A 15,148-nucleotide genomic window follows, 5' to 3' on the forward strand; every position below is an offset into this window, starting at 1 on the left:
GGGTCATCCGTGCGCAAGGGAGAAACGTTGATTTAAAGAATCGAACGACACTGAGCCCAAAGCGATGCGCGGCCCCGACGGCTATACCGAATCGATGTTCACGATGTCCAGACTGGACGATTTCGTTCCGGCCAATCATCCGCTGCGACCGATTCGCCTGTGGCTGAACGAGGCGCTCACGCGCATGGACGAGGTGTTTTCGCGCATGTACGAGAGCGAGGCCAAGGGCGGTCGCCCGAGCATCGCGCCGGAGAAGCTGATACGCGCGCTGTTGCTGCAGGTGCTGTATTCGATTCGCAGCGAACGCATGCTGATGGAGCAAATCTCCTACAACATGCTGTTTCGCTGGTTCGTCGGACTGGCGATGGACGATGCGGTCTGGGACCACTCCACCTTCAGCAAGAACCGCGACCGGCTGATGGTCCACGATGTCATGGTCAGCCTGTTCAACGAAACTGTCGAGACGGCGCGCGTGCGAGGTCACCTGTCAGGCGAACACTTCAGCGTGGACGGCACGCTCATTCAGGCGTGGGCGGGGCACAAGAGCTTCGTGCCCAAGACGAAACCGGATGACGATTCGCCGCCTGCGGGCGGGGGCGGCTCGCAGGAGAACTGGCGCGGCGAGAAACGCAGCAACGACACCCATGAATCCAGCACGGACACTCAGGCGCGCCTGTTTCGCAAGAGTCGTGGCACGGGCGCGGTGCTTTGCTACATGGGTCACGTGCTGACCGATAACCGGCATGGTCTGGTGGTGAACGCACAAGTCACGCAGGCCAACGGCACGGCCGAACGGGACGCGGCCGCGCAGATGCTTGGGGATGCTGCGCGATTTGCCGGTAAGACCATAACGGTCGGCGCCGACAAGAACTACGATACGGCCGGATTCGTGGCGACGTGCCGGGAGAACAACGTGACACCACACGTGGCGCAAAACGATGCACGCGCGGGCGGTTCTGCGATTGACGCTCGAACCACCCGATGGCCCGGCTATGCAATCAGTCAGTGCAAACGCAAACGCATCGAGCAGGTGTTTGGATGGGGCAAGACAGTCGGCAAGATTCGGCAGGCGATGTATCGAGGTCTGAAGCGAGTCGACCAGCTCTTCGTGCTGACTCAGGCGGCGTACAACTTGACCCGCATGCGAACGCTTGCTGCCAGGGCAGCTTGAAAGAGTAAGCGAGAAGGAAAGCGGCATCGGCAGCATCTGAATCACAGAAAAGTCGGCGTCAATTCATTTGGAACACTGCATCGCGCTAGCTCTTCCGAATAATCGAGTGCGCGTTCACGAAGGGATATTTCAACGGCCTGCTAGGAGGTAGCCCATCCCCAACCGCGTCCGCCAAGGACAGACGACCAGTGGTACAAGCCGCCAGCCGTGGGAATCGCGGAGCTGATCTCACCCAGTGACAAAGCGGTGGCCATAGCGATGACACCGCCCACCAGCCACATCACAGTCAAGCCAAACATCCCTGCCGTGCCGAGCCCTTGCTGCATGTTGACCGTAACCCCGAAGAACACGCCGATCACCATGAAGGAGACAGCGAAGTTTCCGAAGGCCGACATGCGACGTGACAGTTCCTGCGCATACCCAAATCGATGCAGCGTCTCTTCGTCGCGCCGCAAAATTTCATCATTGACTCGACCGCTCATCTCACTTCTCCTGACTTCATGGATCGACTCCGGGATCAAAGATAACACTCATCTGACGGCATCAACTCACCCCTCTGTTTCCGATAGTCGTACGAGAGCTGCGATGGAGAGAACTCTCCTTCGCCATTCATTTGCATGACTAACGGCTTGCGGCAAAAGCGACGCGGCACAGAGGGACAACGACACGCTTCGATGAGCTACTTTAGTTGGATTCATCACATCCGGGCGCGCGCCCGAGTACCAACACTGACCTCATAAAAGCAGGCACCACTTCAGGGCGTGTGTTTCCTGCACGAGGGACGATTTGGCACCACGTTGGGTTGATTTTTATGGGCTAACCCCAAAGCGGAACATGCGAAAAAACCGAAGCGATGAGGTTCATCGGATGGCTCGTCTCAGCCCTGAGACGCAGTCGCGAGAGAACAAAAAAGTATCGCGAGACGACGGTCATGGCTCGCCGCGCGCAGATAGAGAAATGACGCCGTCGGCTTCCGATAGAGGCTTCCAAGTATTCAGCACGCTACTACTTTCGAGCATCGAGCTCAAAGCGATTGAGTCGTCATTTTTCGGCGAAGCACGTCTGCTGATAACGAACGAGGAAGAATTCTTCGTGTCGCCAATTCTGGGCGCTTTGCTCGTCGGTGCTGCGTGCGGATCCTCATCGGGATCGTCGTCGGTGCGCACGATGATCGTGGACGCGACGTCTTCGGGCGCGTCCCCCGCAAGGACTGCTGCACCGTGACTGACGACGGCGTGTTATCTCGCGATCGAGTTCGAGCGCGACGCGTGGATCTCGACGCCAGGGCACCACGTTCCGCGACGCATGCCAGACGGGGTCGGAATCAGGCTCCTGCGCCACGCCGATCTGTAGGTCTGCGCGAGCGATGTGAATTTCGGCCAGCGACTTTTCGTCGGTTGGTTCGCCTCCGTCAATGACCTTGAGACAGTGCTAGCGCCCCCAACGAGAAATTCCTCGGTCAGTTCAACGTACGGGACGGCGAGGCGTCTCTGGATCGTGGTCAGATCGGTGTCTGCATCGCAGCTCAGATGACCATCATCTTGCTCTCGTCGGTCTTAGCTGCAATTCGAGCGTACGGAGAACCGATCCTATTTTCAACAGGCCGAAGACTTCAGAGTTTGCCGGCCGCTTTCAATGCGGCTTCAAGGGTTTTGAGCGGAATGACCAACGGAATCGGAAAACCTTCCGGCACGCCGATCAAACGCTCGGCGCCCCGGGCTTCGTACCACGATGCCGCGCGTTCGCTTTTGGCATCGATGAAAAGTGCGACCCCTCCAACCTCCCCGGCGACTTTGATGCATCGCAGACTGGCCGCAAGCAGCAGTTGTGTCCCGAGCCCCTTGCCATGCAGGCTTGCATCGATGGCGAGGCGCGCAAGCCGAAAACCCGGTATTGCATGGCGCGGAAGACCCTTGCGCACGCTGTCCGGAGTTTGCTCATAACGAGCAGAGGTTGGCGCGAGCGAGTAGTAGCCGAGCACGCGCCCGTCCCCATCGCTGACGGCCAGAAAAGTCTTCGCCCCACCGTGTTCATGATTCTGCCGCGCGAATTTACGCAGGTACTCGTTGAGTTCGGAGTCATTGCAATTGAACGCGTTGCGATCGTGAGCCTTCTGAACGGGCTCCTCATGCCATTCCGATACCGTCATAGTGACTTCGGCAAGGCTTTGGCAGCCGCGAGTAGCTTGTCGTTCGGCGCGGGGGGATTCTCGAGTAAGGTCAGCACGCGCAGATAACTCTCCTCGGATAGGCGGATTCGCTCCGCCGCAGCGATGACCGCATCAGCCTCCCGCAGCGCGGCTTGCGTTACAAAGCTGGTGAGATCCACGTGATTGAGGCTCGCGGCACGCGCCAGGCGAGACTTCACTTCCGGTGGAACCCGAAGATTCATGCGTTGGCTGTCATCAACTGTCGCGCGTGGCATGGTGACTCCGTATATTGTACGCATTCAAAGCGTACAGCGTCTTCAGCACGCTGTCAAGGTGTGCGGATTGAAGGCGTACTGGTCAGCGACGGACTGAGCATGAAAACGCCCGCGCGGAGCGGGCGTTGAAGCAGTGAGCCATACCGTTGCGCGGCGGCTAGGCTGCTGACAGTCGGTTATGGCTTCGCCGCATCGTCAGCTGCGTCCTTCAGATCCTCCTTGGCGTCGCCCAACTCCTTCGCGCTTCGCCCTCGACCTGCTGCGCGTCGCCCTTCGCTTCCTGCGCGGGATCGTTTGTCACCTTGCCAACGCCCTCAATGATCTTGCCTTTGACCTTTTCCCCGACGACCTTCACCTGGTCTTCATTCGTGGTCGCTCTCCGGATTGCCTGCGGCATGCAGGCATACCGAAGTCAGCGCAAGGAGGATGCTGCGTCCAGGTGGACAGGCATCGTTCACCGCCGCGATCTCGGCGCTCGCCTCCGTCCCAGCGGAGCAAAAAAGCCGCATCGCTCCCCTCCTTTTCTGTGACCAGCCTGGACAATCTTCACGGTATCGCACCCATCGCGGAGGCCTTGATCAAGACGCTAGCGGGCAAAGCACGAACGGGCCGATTGGACGAGTTGAAAGCGCTGAAGCTTTTGCAGCAAGCCATATTGCTGTAACGCCAGGGCCACCGCAGACAGCCATGGTGCTGCGATGCCGGGTCTGGCGAGCATCGCTTAGCGAGAGCGACCGGTCTGCCATCTTTTGAGCGACGATACGGCAAAGGTGCGTGCTCGTCCCATCAGGCCCGCGCCGCTTGTCACCACGGCGGCCACCACGGCGCTGACTGGTGTTCGAGTTGTCACATCGATCTGGCATCGACGCGGGACTGCAACTGGGTGGTCGGAAACTTAGTGATCGAGAAATTGCCGGAGCTTGTCTGCCCGACTCGGGTGCATCAGTTTTCGCATCGCCTTGCTTTCGATCTGCCGGATCCGCTCACGCGTCACGTCGAATTGCTTACCCAGCTCTTCGAGCGTGAAATCGGACGCGGTATCGATGCCAAAACGCATCCTCAGTACTTTCGCTTCACGCGGCGACAGCGCATCGAGCGCCTGGTCGATCGCATCGCGCAGGTTTGCTTGCACGGCCGCGTCCGCGGGTGACGCCGCCATCGGATCTTCGATCATGTCGCCGAGCGTCGCATCCGCGTCCTCGCCCACCTGCATCTCGAGTGACACCGGTTGCTTGGCGACCTTCAACATGCCGCGAACCTTCTCCTCGGTCAATTCCATGCGCTCTGCCAGTAATGCAGGATGCGCTTCCTGACCGGTCTGTTGCAGAATCTCGCGCGAAATCCGATTGAGCTTGTTGATCGATTCGATCATATGCACCGGCACGCGAATCGTGCGCGCCTGATCCGCAAGCGAACGCGTCACCGCTTGCCGCACCCACCATGTCGCGTAGGTGGAGAATTTCCAGCCGCGGCGATACTCGAATTTGTCGACGGCTTTCATCAGGCCGATATTGCCTTCCTGAATCAGATCCAGGAAGTGCATGCCGCGGTTCACGTACTTCTTCGCGATGGAGATCACGAGGCGCAGGTTGGCCTCGATCATCTCGCCCTTGGCCTGCCGCATTTTCGACTCGGCCGCCATCATCTGCCGGTTGATTTTCTTCAGTTGCTGCAGCGGCAGAGCGGCGGCGGCTTCGATCTCGATCAGCTTTTCCTGCTCCGCCTGAATCGCCGGCAGACTGCGCTCAAGCGCGGCGCCATACTTGTTCGAGGCCATGGCGACGCGTTCGGTCCAGCCAAGATCGGTTTCATGTCCCGGAAAGGACTCGACAAACTTCTCGCGCGGCATCCCGCACCGGTCGACGGCAATCTGCAACGCACGGCGCTCGATCGCGCGCACCTGCGCGACCTGCTGCTGCACGTCCGCGCACAGCCGATCGATAGTTCGCGCCGTAAAGCGAATGGGCGCCAGTTCGCGTTGCATCGCCTCACACACGTGTGCGAAGGCGACCACGTCCGCGCGTTGCGTCGTGTCGGCGCGCGGAAGTTGAGCGAACAACTCGCGTACGCGCGCAAAAATGGCGAGGCTGTCTTTCGTAAGTTGTTTCAGACGGGCCTTGTCTGCCTTCGCCGAATCCTGTTGCTCGGTCCCGCCGCATTCCTCGACAAGCTCATCGCCCTCTTCGTCGGCTTTCTCCTCATTGCCGTCACTGCCATCATCGCCATCGGCGACGTCCGCGGTGAGCTCAGCCGAATCAGATGAGTCCGAGACCCCCGCATCCGCCGTCGCGGCGCCTTCATTGAGTCCGTCAATCAATTCGTCAATGCGCAGTTCACCGGCCTCAATTTGCTCGACACTTGAAAGGATCGCGGAGACCGTCGCCGGACAGGCCGCAATCGCGTGGATCATTTCGTGGAGGCCGTCTTCGATGCGTTTCGCAATCTCGACTTCACCCGCGCGGGTCAGCAACGCCGTCCCGCCCATTTCACGCATGTACATACGCACGGGATCGGTGGTGCGGCCGAACTCAGAATCCACCGTTGCGAGGGTGACCTCTGCTTCCTCGTCAGTCTGATCGTCCGATATGGCGGCCGGCGTAACGTCGTTCAGCAGCAGCGTCTCAGCATCCGGCGTGTGCTCATAGACCGTCACGCCCATGTCGTTAAAGGTGCTGACGATGGTTTCGATTGCAGCGGTTTGCGCGAAGTTGTCGGGCAAGTGATCGTTGATCTCTGCGTGAGTAAGCGTAGAAGGGTGTGAACCAAACCGTGGGAGGTCAGTTCATGCCGCTCGGCGCGCACTCAGCGAGTTTGCAGCGGCAGAAGTCGTGGTCAAGAAGGCGAGTTTCTCAACTGACAACTCTTCGTTGAGGACAGCAACTCTGACCTGTGCCAGGCAGTGCGCTCCCTCGTCCGTCCATCGCATTTGTTGCTTCTTCGGCGTGCGATGGCTGACCACTAGATTCACTGCGGACTCGGCAATGCTGCTACTGATCGGTAGCCCTTTGCGATAACGCATGCCATAGTTCACGAGCGTACCGGCGTTGTTCTCGATGTAGAAGTACAGGCGGCGCAGGTTCTAGTACAACGTCGAGTACTCGTAGCCTTCCTTCGTCAACAGCGTGGCATCCATGGCCTTGATGCGGGACACCGATTGCCGGCCCTTTCCATGCCAAACCAGCCACTTGGCGTGTTCGATCTCAGTCTCTAAAGCGATTCGCTCGCGAGGCTCCGCCGTCTGGCTTCCAAACACCGAGTTCTTAGCGGTCTTGAACTTCATCGCGATGTGAAACCAGTCCAGAATCCTTCCCTGGCGAGCTGGCTGCCGTCCACAGCCTTGCCGAATTCGCCAGCGTCATCGCTGATCACGGTGACTCGCTCGTCCGGAGCCACGTCACTTGCAAGGAGAAAGTGGTCCAGCCGCGCGGGCGCCGATGGCACCAGCTTATGCACGTACGCGTAGAGACGCGGGGTGGGGCCAGCGAGAGTTGCACGGCCTGCAACGATGTTTACATGGCGATCCTGCGTCAACTTCTGCGCCCAAGGCGATTTTAGCTCCGCAAGATCGCGCGCCGCCTTGCGGCTCTTTGGGCTGCTGCTGAAGCTCAGCCACGCCGAGTCGACGCTTACGCAGCCGACGGTGGTCGAATCCCGAACCTGCTCTCCGCTGACCGGTTTGGGTCTAGCCGCGATATCGCGATTGATCTGCGCGTCTAGCGCGCTGCCGACGGCAAGGATTCGACGCCGAGTACTACCGAAGGAAATCCCTTTGTTCCAATGGAAGGACCTCTCGAAGCAGCTCAGTGGCCTGACGGTACGGTAGATGAGCGGCCCACTTGGCCTGCAGGTACTCCAATTCTGGCGTCACACGCTGTCGAACGGCCTTGCACAGCGGGCTCAAAGAGCGGCGCGGTTGCCCTTGCTCTGCCGCACAGCTGCATGCCCAGAGCCTCGGACTCGAGAACGAAGTCGGATGCCGCGATCGCCACCTCTGTGTTCTTGTCGTGCACGCTCGGAGGACAGTCAACCACGATCAGATCGTGGTTTTCCGCCATCCTCTTGATTTCACGTCCAAGGTTCAACCCGGCCGCAGCTAGGTTGACGACACTGAATGGATACGGCTCCGTGCCAGCGCTCGTCGCTCTCATGGATGGATTTTTAGAGTCAGCGTCTATGACGAGCTCATGGCGCAAGCTTTGATGTTTTGCCATACATGCTATATGTATTGCATATCGGTATCAATAAGCACGCTGGCCCGGCTACCGATTTCCACGTGGAAACTTCGCCAAATGAGCGTCGCGCGGCCGGCCGACAAATTTCAGAAGGCAGATAAAAGTGGAAAGTTACGTTGGAAAGCCGTTGGCTCGAAATCCTCTTGCGCTTGCTGCGTTATACAAGGAGGGCCTCGGACGGCTTTGGCAGAACCAGAAGCAGGCCGCGGACGCCTTGGGAACATTCGGCGTGAAACGCGAAGACGTCAATAGAGCATTGCGACTCTCGTCTATGCCTGCAGACGCACTCATTCTGTTCGCCGACTGCGGGATCAATGGCCGGACGGCGCGGGAGCTTATTCGGATCGAGCGTGCCATCGGTCGAGCGGCGCTGGAAGAACGGGCACAGGCGATTTCGAAGGAAGGAAAATCGCGGACGGAGCTCGTGCTGTTGCTGGAGGGTCTATCGCCGCTGCCGCCAAAGCGCCGCCGCACACCGGAGGTCGATTTGCCCGCTATCCGAGCACAGCAGTATGTGGACGGAATTGCGACGAACAAATGGTCAACGATGACGGAAGCCGCTAAGACTCAGGGATGGGGGAAGGAGCGGCTTTACATGTCGGCTATTCTGTCCGACCTTTCACCCGTGATTACCGGCCTCTTCGAGCAGAAACGTTTTTCCCTTCGCAACGGTGAAACTCTGCTCGCGCTTATTAGAACTTTGGGGATCTCAAAGGTCACTCAAAACGCTAGGAAGCTGGCGGAGCAGCCTGGTCGCCGCTCATCTGAACAGATCCTGAACTATCTCGCTGGCGGCCCTGCAGACGCCGACTGCAAGGTGAAGGTACAAGTAGCCGGGGACATGGTTACTTTTTCTTTTAGCTTCAAAGCGCGCGCGACTCGGCGCAATCTAGTCGACGTCGATCAACTTCAATCACTTGCGTCATTCGCGTTGGGGAACTTGGTCGAGTTGAATCGTCGCTGATTGAGCCGTGCGGTTTCCACGTGAAAACCGATGTAGGAAGCGCGGCGCAGGCGCCTGCTGATAAGTGCGTGGGTCGCAAGTGTCGCGACTCGGAGTAGGCTCTAAAAATAGCCGGGGATATTCGACCAACGCCATTGAGAGCATGCACATGCAATTGCGCAAGATCGTCAAGAACCGCGGCCACTTTCCCGCCGACGAAGCGGCCAGCAAACTGCTGTATCTAGCCTTGCGCAACATCGAGAAGGACTGGAAGTGCCACCTATCACCTGGCGGCAAGCCGTCAATCAATTCGCCATTGTGTTCGGCGAGCGTTTCACCTGCGCCATCAGCTGACATTCTTTAACCGACCTCAGCACACAAAATTCCTGACAATCCCCTCATCGACGAAGTACACCAAGATTTTCACCTGAACTTCCTGGTGGATCTGTACACGCACTGCCATAAGTCGCTGTCTCTCTCCGCAACGCTGGACAAGGAAGATGCTTTCATCCAGAGGATGTACGAGATCGCGCGTCCGTCCCCCGACCGACATAAGGGTCGGGCATACGACCGCTACACCAACGCAACAGCCCTCTTCTACCGGATCGGACGGCCTGATGCCATTCGCACCAACGACATGCAAGGTAATTACTCGAACCATGTGTTCGAGAAGTACCTGATGAAGAACCCGCTTGTCCTGAAGAACTACCTCAACCTGATCGACCAGTTGCTCAAGGCGAAGTACCTGAGGACGTATCAGCCGACAATGATTACCGGGTAGAGGTCAAGTACAGCATCACGATGGATCTCGATAGTCGTTATCACGACCGCCTCAAGCAGCACAAACGTCGAAGGGTTCAATGCGATGAAGGCCGACTTTGAGGCGAGGCCGGACAAGTTCAATTCTGAGATGGTGGCCTACAATGACGCACACGCTGGTGACGGCACACCGCGGTACGAGACGACCCACGAGAGTCCTATAAACGATCAAACGACTCCCGAGCAGCGCACGATGCAGGCAGACGCGCAAACTGATTTGAAGTCCGCGTTTTTCCGGAACGTCGCCTAGGAGTGCCCTGCCATGAACCGGCGTCTCCTCGCCAATTTCTTCGACGCTCAGACGCCGCTTCAGAACTACGCCGATGATGTGACTTATAACTTCAATGAGACGTCGTGATGATCAAGACCGACAACGGTTGGCAAGAAGCGCGGTAACGCTTCGACATCGCGAATCTCCAGACCTGTTTTTTTAAAAACCTAAGTACTCCTGACGAACTGACGCACTCCCAGCAGGTTCCGCAACCCCGCGATGTGTTCACGGATCTGGGCGGTCACCGGCGAGCGCCCCCTGCCCTGCTCCGGTTCACTCGGCCGCGTGTGCGCGAACGACTGCAAATCGGTTGCAGTGGCGACGCGGATCTGGCCTCGCTTTCGAGCGGCAGCGAATCCTTCCTTCCAGCCTGCAGCCTGCCGGCCGATGCCTTCGTCTCGGTGATAGACCACCATGTTCTCGCCCTGTGTATCGATGACGTATGTGCGCCGACCCGACGCATCCACGAAGGTCTGCCCTGCACTCTGGCGAGCGATCTCGTTGGCTTCCGAAGCGCGCTTGAGTCGAGCTTGCTGCTCTGCCTTTGCATCCGTGCGTTGGCGCAACTGGTGAGCGAAATCAACCGTGCCACGCAGGAGGCTGCGCAGGTAGTTGATCGGCGCCTTGGCAAGCTTCAGATGATCCCACGTCGCCTCCACGACATCTGAGAGCCGCTTCCCATGCTCACGCGCTTCCCGCATGAGTTTGAAGATCAAGAAATCAAAAAACCCCAGGGACCGCAGACGCTGAAGGTCCGCAGGCACTTGCCCCGGTTGTCTCTTTTGAAAAACAGAAGGGCTTAGATCCTTATATATTCCACCGTCTGCCAAGTTGGCAGACGGATGCTCAAAGGTGGGAATGTTCGGCTGAGGCGAGGGCACTTGCATCGGTTCAACCAATCCCAGCAACTCGGCAGCACGTTCGGTGAGATGGATGTAGGCGCGACCGAAGAGACCGGCTTCAACGTAGCGTGACTGGGCACGACGCTCGATTAGCCCGGCGGACTCGAGGTCGTCGAGGCTTCGATAGAAGGTCCGCATGGATTGCAGCGCTCGGCCAGTGAGAAGCTCCCGACGAGCGAAGATCGCAGCGAAGGGCTTCGCGGCGTCGACGGTGCGGGCGAGGGCGGAGAGAACCGCTCGCGCCCTCGGAGGGATCTCTTCGATGTGCGCCGCACGAAACGCAGCGCGAAAGATGATCCAGGGCAGGTTGGTAGAGTCGCAGCGGAAAGCGGTGAGGGCGGCTGAATCGTTGGGGTGTGTTTCACCCTCGCCAGCAACGAGCTGTTGCGCGATAGACATGTCGGGCGGTCCATTTCTCAAAATGGATTGAAGACGCTTGACTGTCTCTCGCTATCCGTTACACTCGGGTCTTGAGTGGTCCGCTACCGGTTGGCGCCGGGAGTGTGACGGGTACGGTGAGATAGCCAAGCCCTGCAAAAGCCTCCGGTTCCCGCCGGAGGCTTTTGTTTTTGTATTGCTAGCTAGTTGGTTTCATGGTTTGCAATGCAACAGTCAATAAAATCAATGACTTAGCTTTTTCCTTCCGCTACAAACGTTTCGAGAGTCCGCCGAATCGCATCTTGGACGGCTTCAGCAACTTCTTCGGACTGGAACTCAAGCCGCATCACGTTCCGGGCCCGTCGCACGTCGCACCAAGTGCTCTTTCCGTCCTTAACTTTGAACGTAGTCGCCGCCGGTGCTGCGGGCTTCCGTCTAGCGTCCTCCTTTACGAACCGAAGCGCCTGCGTCTGGTCGAGCTTCTTTTCGGAGACTCGCTGGACCGCTTCAATTACCTTGTCCGCTTTTCCTGCTTCGGTCGCTGCGGCGAGTTCGATGGCGACCCGGGCACCGATGATCGACTTATTTGCGTCGAGGATCGCATGCACCTCTGCAGGCAGCCGCTCGAAGGAGAGCAGGGCGCTAATGTGCCCGCGGCTGATCCCTACGCGAGCCGCGATTTCGATCTGAGTCAGGTCCGCGTGGTCCGACTGAAAACGCTTCAGGCCCACATACTTCTCGTAGTCCGTCAGATCGGACTGCATGAGGTTGGCGAAGAATGCGCCTTCGTTGGCCTCTTGCTCCGTGGTGTCGCCCAGCACACACCAGATCGTTTCGCGGCCTAGCTCTCGGAACGCATCGCTTCTATGGTGTCCCGAAATGATCTCGAATCCACCCTCAGCACGCGGACGCACAACAACCGGATGAATCAGCTTGTTGTGACGAAGATTCTCGCGAAGCTCTTCGTACTTCTCCGCCGGCATGTGTCGCCGACGGCCAGCGACCTCATGTAGATCGGCAAGTGGAATCTCCACGGCCGAACCGGTCTTCTGCGCTTCCGTCAGCTCGCGCCTGAGCTGTTCGATCTCCTGCTGTTGGCTGTGAACTCGACCTTGCAGACCGATCAGCTGCCCGGGTGCCGTACGTGGTTGGCTGGGCAGGGGAGGGCTAACGAACGCGTCGTCCTCGTCGAGGTTGATGGAGCGAGCCTTGTCGCGCTGTCTAGATGCCGTTGACATGAATCTCACTCCTTTTCCCAGAGATAGCAGACCTTGCTGTCCACGAGGTCGACCACCTGGTCGTAGGCTTCGCGGATACGGCGGAAGAGGGTGGCGTTGCCGTCGTAGCTAGGGAAGTCGTAGACCGTCGAAAAGTCATTCGTGGTCGTGCGGGCGATCTCAGTGTCTGGGATCTCGACCGGGAGCACGCGGTCGCCATAGGTGCTGATGACCCAGTCCCGGACCACCGAAGCGTTCGAATTCGACTTGTCCTTCATCCGTGCAACGAGGATGTCGATGAACTCGAAATGCTTGGCGTCCTGAGCAGACTCGCCGAACTGCCGCATGCCGGAAACCATGTCGGAGAAGAGCGACCAGAATTGGACCATCGACGCGAAGGAAAGGGTGTCTGGCATCACTGGAACGATCACACCGTCCGCAGCAAACAGCGCATTGATCGTCAGGTAACTGAGCGTAGGCGCCGTGTCGATGATGATGTAGTCATACTCTTTCTTGAGTTCCGACAGTGCGTTGTTGAGCACGTTCCAGAACTTGGCGTCCGGGGACGAGTGGACTCGCGCCGGCAGCATGAACTCGGCATTGAAGAGGTCGGTAGAGGAGGGGATCAGATGCAGATTGTCCCAGTAGGTCTCTTGCGGTAGGCCGGACATGTCCGGTACCTCGCCGTTCACATATGCCTCGACCACTGGAAGGATTGTCTGGTCACCCGTCACCTCAGCATGGGGATTAATGCCGTAGAGGGTCGTGGCACTGCCCTGAGGGTCCATGTCGATATGGAGGACTTTCCGACCATGCCGAAGAGAGAGACCTTGCGCAAGAACCATCGATGTCGTGGTCTTGGTCACGCCGCCCTTGAAGTTGCCGATCGCGATGACCTTGCCGTCCTTGCCTTCCGGTCGCGCCATGGGCTTTCGTTCGGCTTTCACCCATTGCATCGTCTCAGCAAGACTGAACGACCGAACCCCGCCTGGCTTTTCTTGCTTGCCGCCGGGCAATTCGCCCTTTTTGATCAGATAAGAGAAGCGAGCCTTGTCGATCCCGCACAGCTCCTGTAACTTGCTGCTCGGGAAGAAGGGCGCGATCTTTCGCGGCCAGGGTTGCAGCATCTGCGTGCGGATGCGTTCGAGCATTCTCGCGCTGCGTCCGGCTAGGTTCACGAGGTCATCCGGCGAAACCTCTATAGGAGGAGTCGCAAGTTTGATGTCCATGTGGTTGCCCATTTGGGTTTTCTTCCTGTTTTGGTGGTTTCCCCTCGAAATGGTAGAAAATTCGAGATCGAGGAGAGTCGGACTGATCCGGAGCCTAAAGCGTAAACGGGGTTAACGCAAGTAAACTGTGGCACGCGGGCCTCGGCCTGATGGGCCTCTCGCGGCAGAAGCTCGAAAGTGCTTTAGATCGGGTCGCGCAGCGCGCGTCGTGAAACATCGTCGGACGTTTCGTGTCGTCGCTAAACGCTTTGCCATCAACGCTCTCCGCGCATTCCAATGGAATGTTCCACGCGACTCGCGCATTGCTCCGTTAAGACACCCTCTCCGGTCCTGACTTCGGTCACGGACGCGTTGGGAATTCGCACGCCTAAGCCGACACGTAACAAACGATACGACATTCGTAATGTTTTTTACTAATCTAGTTAGAAGACAACGAGTGTCCTGCTGCCTAGCTATGGCTTCCAAGGTCGTGTCCTTTGCGCCGGCCTCTCCCAACAGCAGCGCGTCATATCACTGATATGGCGCTTTCCAGCGGCGGATTCCCGTAACACATTGTTTTTTTAACGGAAAAAACTGTATGAAACCATGTGACAAGTTAGGACTTTCTGCAATTTGTCACACTTTCAACGGCGGTCGCCGAGATCACACCTCTAGCTTCCGGTCGCTGCGCAGCTAAAACATGCACAAAAAACAGCGTCTTTCCGAAAATGCGCTTCATCATGATAATTCCCCCCGCATGACGGACTGACAGAGGTCGTCGGTGGTAGCCGTGCATTGACGCACAAAACCACCCGCCTTTCCGCTAAAAAAAGGACGCTCGCGCTGTTTCAATGGTGACCATTCCAAAGGGTTGCCATGCGTCTTTTCAAGAACAAGCGTCGGGCCGCGCTGTCCACGGCCCCCGGCTCATATGCCGAGGAAGATCCGAGCAAGGTGATTTTCGAGACGAGCACGAAGCTCAAGCTCGAGGCGAACCGCTGGATGTTGATTTCATTCGGCTTGGCTGTCATCGCAGCCGGCGCCGTATGGACGCGGCAACCTCCGCCTTCAGTCACTCGCACCGTGGGCGTGTCTGCCGACACCGGCGGTCATCCGATCGTAACTGAGCTCGTCGCCTACAAGCCCGACTCGCAAGCTGTGCGCACGACCGTCAAAGATATGGCCGTTCGCTGGTTCACGATCGAGCCGGTGCTGTCGGACCGCCTCGAGACTTCGCGCATGACCGCCAACATCAACTCGGTCAAGGCGCAAATGATCGGCGCGGCAGCCGGTCAGTTCCGCGACTGGCTGAAGGCCGACACCCCGTTCCAGCAGATAACTGCCAACCCGAAGCTGATTCGTGAAGTCGACGTGCGCAACATCGCGTTGCTCGAAGACTCGACGGTTCTCGTTGAGTTCACGACGACCACCTCGCAGGCTGGCGCGACCGGCAGGCCGGACGTGAAGTCGTACGCACTCACGTTGCGCTATCAAATTGTCGCGCCGACGACTGAACAGGCGTTGACGACGAACCCCTTCGGCATCTTCGTTCCGTTTTTCCGCCTCGAGCGGACCGCATAAGC

14 protein-coding genes and 1 pseudogene are annotated in these 15,148 nt (G+C 58.3%); 6 read left to right on the plus strand and 9 right to left on the minus strand.

Annotated elements, in window-relative coordinates; all coding sequences use genetic code 11:
* Positions 1-64 precede the first annotated feature (64 nt).
* Positions 65-1,171, plus strand: a complete 1,107-nt coding sequence (locus LY284_RS35435) for an IS5 family transposase (protein ID WP_233391806.1) — start codon at positions 65-67, stop codon at positions 1,169-1,171.
* Positions 1,172-1,311: 140 nt separating this feature from the next.
* On the opposite strand, the gene LY284_RS39440 is transcribed toward LY284_RS35435, so the two are convergent.
* Positions 1,312-1,533, minus strand: coding sequence for a hypothetical protein (locus LY284_RS39440; protein WP_375294345.1), 222 nt, complete (start codon positions 1,531-1,533; stop codon positions 1,312-1,314).
* 505 nt (positions 1,534-2,038) lie between these two features.
* Between LY284_RS39440 and LY284_RS35445 the strand changes: the two genes are divergently transcribed.
* Positions 2,039-2,395 carry a hypothetical protein gene (locus LY284_RS35445; RefSeq protein WP_233391810.1) on the plus strand — a complete coding sequence of 119 codons (357 nt, stop codon included), beginning with the start codon at positions 2,039-2,041 and terminating at the stop codon, positions 2,393-2,395.
* Positions 2,396-2,783: 388 nt separating this feature from the next.
* Here the strand turns inward: LY284_RS35445 and LY284_RS35450 are convergent, their stop codons facing one another.
* The 5 genes from LY284_RS35450 to LY284_RS35470 form a co-directional block, all read right to left on the minus strand.
* Positions 2,784-3,320: a GNAT family N-acetyltransferase gene (locus tag LY284_RS35450; protein ID WP_233391812.1), complete on the minus strand. Its 537-nt coding sequence runs from the start codon at positions 3,318-3,320 to the stop codon at positions 2,784-2,786.
* Complete coding sequence (locus LY284_RS35455) at positions 3,317-3,595, minus strand: DUF1778 domain-containing protein (RefSeq protein WP_233391815.1); 279 nt, start codon at positions 3,593-3,595, stop codon at positions 3,317-3,319. Before LY284_RS35455 ends, LY284_RS35450 begins: the two co-directional genes overlap by 4 nt.
* Positions 3,596-3,803: 208 nt before the next feature.
* A complete protein-coding gene (locus LY284_RS35460; protein WP_233391817.1) occupies positions 3,804-3,992 on the minus strand; it encodes a CsbD family protein in 189 nt (62 codons plus the stop codon).
* A gap of 498 nt (positions 3,993-4,490) precedes the next feature.
* A complete protein-coding gene (gene rpoD, locus LY284_RS35465) occupies positions 4,491-6,326 on the minus strand; it encodes an RNA polymerase sigma factor RpoD (RefSeq protein ID WP_375294346.1) in 1,836 nt (611 codons plus the stop codon).
* A 348-nt stretch (positions 6,327-6,674) separates the two neighbouring features.
* Complete coding sequence (locus LY284_RS35470; RefSeq protein WP_233391820.1) at positions 6,675-6,875, minus strand: hypothetical protein; 201 nt, start codon at positions 6,873-6,875, stop codon at positions 6,675-6,677.
* A 1,055-nt stretch (positions 6,876-7,930) separates the two neighbouring features.
* Between LY284_RS35470 and LY284_RS35475 the strand changes: the two genes are divergently transcribed.
* The 3 genes and pseudogenes from LY284_RS35475 to LY284_RS35485 all read left to right on the plus strand — a co-directional run bounded on the left by LY284_RS35475 (position 7,931) and on the right by LY284_RS35485 (position 9,551).
* Positions 7,931-8,791, plus strand: a complete 861-nt coding sequence (locus LY284_RS35475) for a hypothetical protein (RefSeq protein ID WP_233391822.1) — start codon at positions 7,931-7,933, stop codon at positions 8,789-8,791.
* A 118-nt stretch (positions 8,792-8,909) separates the two neighbouring features.
* A pseudogene (locus LY284_RS35480) lies at positions 8,910-9,124 on the plus strand (transposase); the annotation flags it as partial.
* 85 nt (positions 9,125-9,209) lie between these two features.
* Positions 9,210-9,551, plus strand: coding sequence for a hypothetical protein (locus LY284_RS35485; protein WP_233391824.1), 342 nt, complete (start codon positions 9,210-9,212; stop codon positions 9,549-9,551).
* Positions 9,552-10,027: 476 nt separating this feature from the next.
* Here LY284_RS35485 and LY284_RS35490 read toward each other — a convergent pair whose 3' ends face one another.
* The 3 genes from LY284_RS35490 to LY284_RS35500 all read right to left on the minus strand — a co-directional run bounded on the left by LY284_RS35490 (position 10,028) and on the right by LY284_RS35500 (position 13,586).
* Positions 10,028-11,161, minus strand: coding sequence for a Replication protein O (locus LY284_RS35490; RefSeq protein ID WP_233391826.1), 1,134 nt, complete (start codon positions 11,159-11,161; stop codon positions 10,028-10,030).
* 230 nt (positions 11,162-11,391) lie between these two features.
* Positions 11,392-12,378 (minus strand): ParB/RepB/Spo0J family partition protein, encoded by a 987-nt coding sequence (locus LY284_RS35495; protein WP_233391828.1) that lies wholly within the window; start codon positions 12,376-12,378, stop codon positions 11,392-11,394.
* A 5-nt stretch (positions 12,379-12,383) separates the two neighbouring features.
* Complete coding sequence (locus tag LY284_RS35500; protein ID WP_233391831.1) at positions 12,384-13,586, minus strand: ParA family protein; 1,203 nt, start codon at positions 13,584-13,586, stop codon at positions 12,384-12,386.
* Between the two features lie 855 nt (positions 13,587-14,441).
* Here LY284_RS35500 and LY284_RS35505 point away from each other — a divergent pair.
* Positions 14,442-15,146 carry a type IV secretion system protein gene (locus tag LY284_RS35505; protein WP_233391833.1) on the plus strand — a complete coding sequence of 235 codons (705 nt, stop codon included), beginning with the start codon at positions 14,442-14,444 and terminating at the stop codon, positions 15,144-15,146.
* Positions 15,147-15,148: the final 2 nt, after the last annotated feature.

Origin of the sequence: Caballeronia sp. PC1, assembly GCF_021353155.1 — a bacterium.
Taxonomy (GTDB): domain Bacteria; phylum Pseudomonadota; class Gammaproteobacteria; order Burkholderiales; family Burkholderiaceae; genus Caballeronia; species Caballeronia cordobensis.

Bases quoted from the DNA above. Each gene is read 5' to 3' on its own strand.
- LY284_RS35435 (WP_233391806.1), top strand. From the start codon at position 65: ATGCGCGGCCCCGACGGCTATACCGAATCGATGTTCACGATGTCCAGA.
- LY284_RS35445 (WP_233391810.1), top strand. From the start codon at position 2,039: ATGGCTCGTCTCAGCCCTGAGACGCAGTCGCGAGAGAACAAAAAAGTA.
- LY284_RS35490 (WP_233391826.1), bottom strand. From the start codon at position 11,161: ATGTCTATCGCGCAACAGCTCGTTGCTGGCGAGGGTGAAACACACCCC.
- LY284_RS35450 (WP_233391812.1), bottom strand. From the start codon at position 3,320: ATGACGGTATCGGAATGGCATGAGGAGCCCGTTCAGAAGGCTCACGAT.
- LY284_RS35505 (WP_233391833.1), top strand. From the start codon at position 14,442: ATGCGTCTTTTCAAGAACAAGCGTCGGGCCGCGCTGTCCACGGCCCCC.
- LY284_RS39440 (WP_375294345.1), bottom strand. From the start codon at position 1,533: ATGGTGATCGGCGTGTTCTTCGGGGTTACGGTCAACATGCAGCAAGGG.
- LY284_RS35460 (WP_233391817.1), bottom strand. From the start codon at position 3,992: ATGCCGCAGGCAATCCGGAGAGCGACCACGAATGAAGACCAGGTGAAG.
- LY284_RS35470 (WP_233391820.1), bottom strand. From the start codon at position 6,875: ATGAAGTTCAAGACCGCTAAGAACTCGGTGTTTGGAAGCCAGACGGCG.
- LY284_RS35455 (WP_233391815.1), bottom strand. From the start codon at position 3,595: ATGCCACGCGCGACAGTTGATGACAGCCAACGCATGAATCTTCGGGTT.
- LY284_RS35500 (WP_233391831.1), bottom strand. From the start codon at position 13,586: ATGGACATCAAACTTGCGACTCCTCCTATAGAGGTTTCGCCGGATGAC.
- LY284_RS35495 (WP_233391828.1), bottom strand. From the start codon at position 12,378: ATGTCAACGGCATCTAGACAGCGCGACAAGGCTCGCTCCATCAACCTC.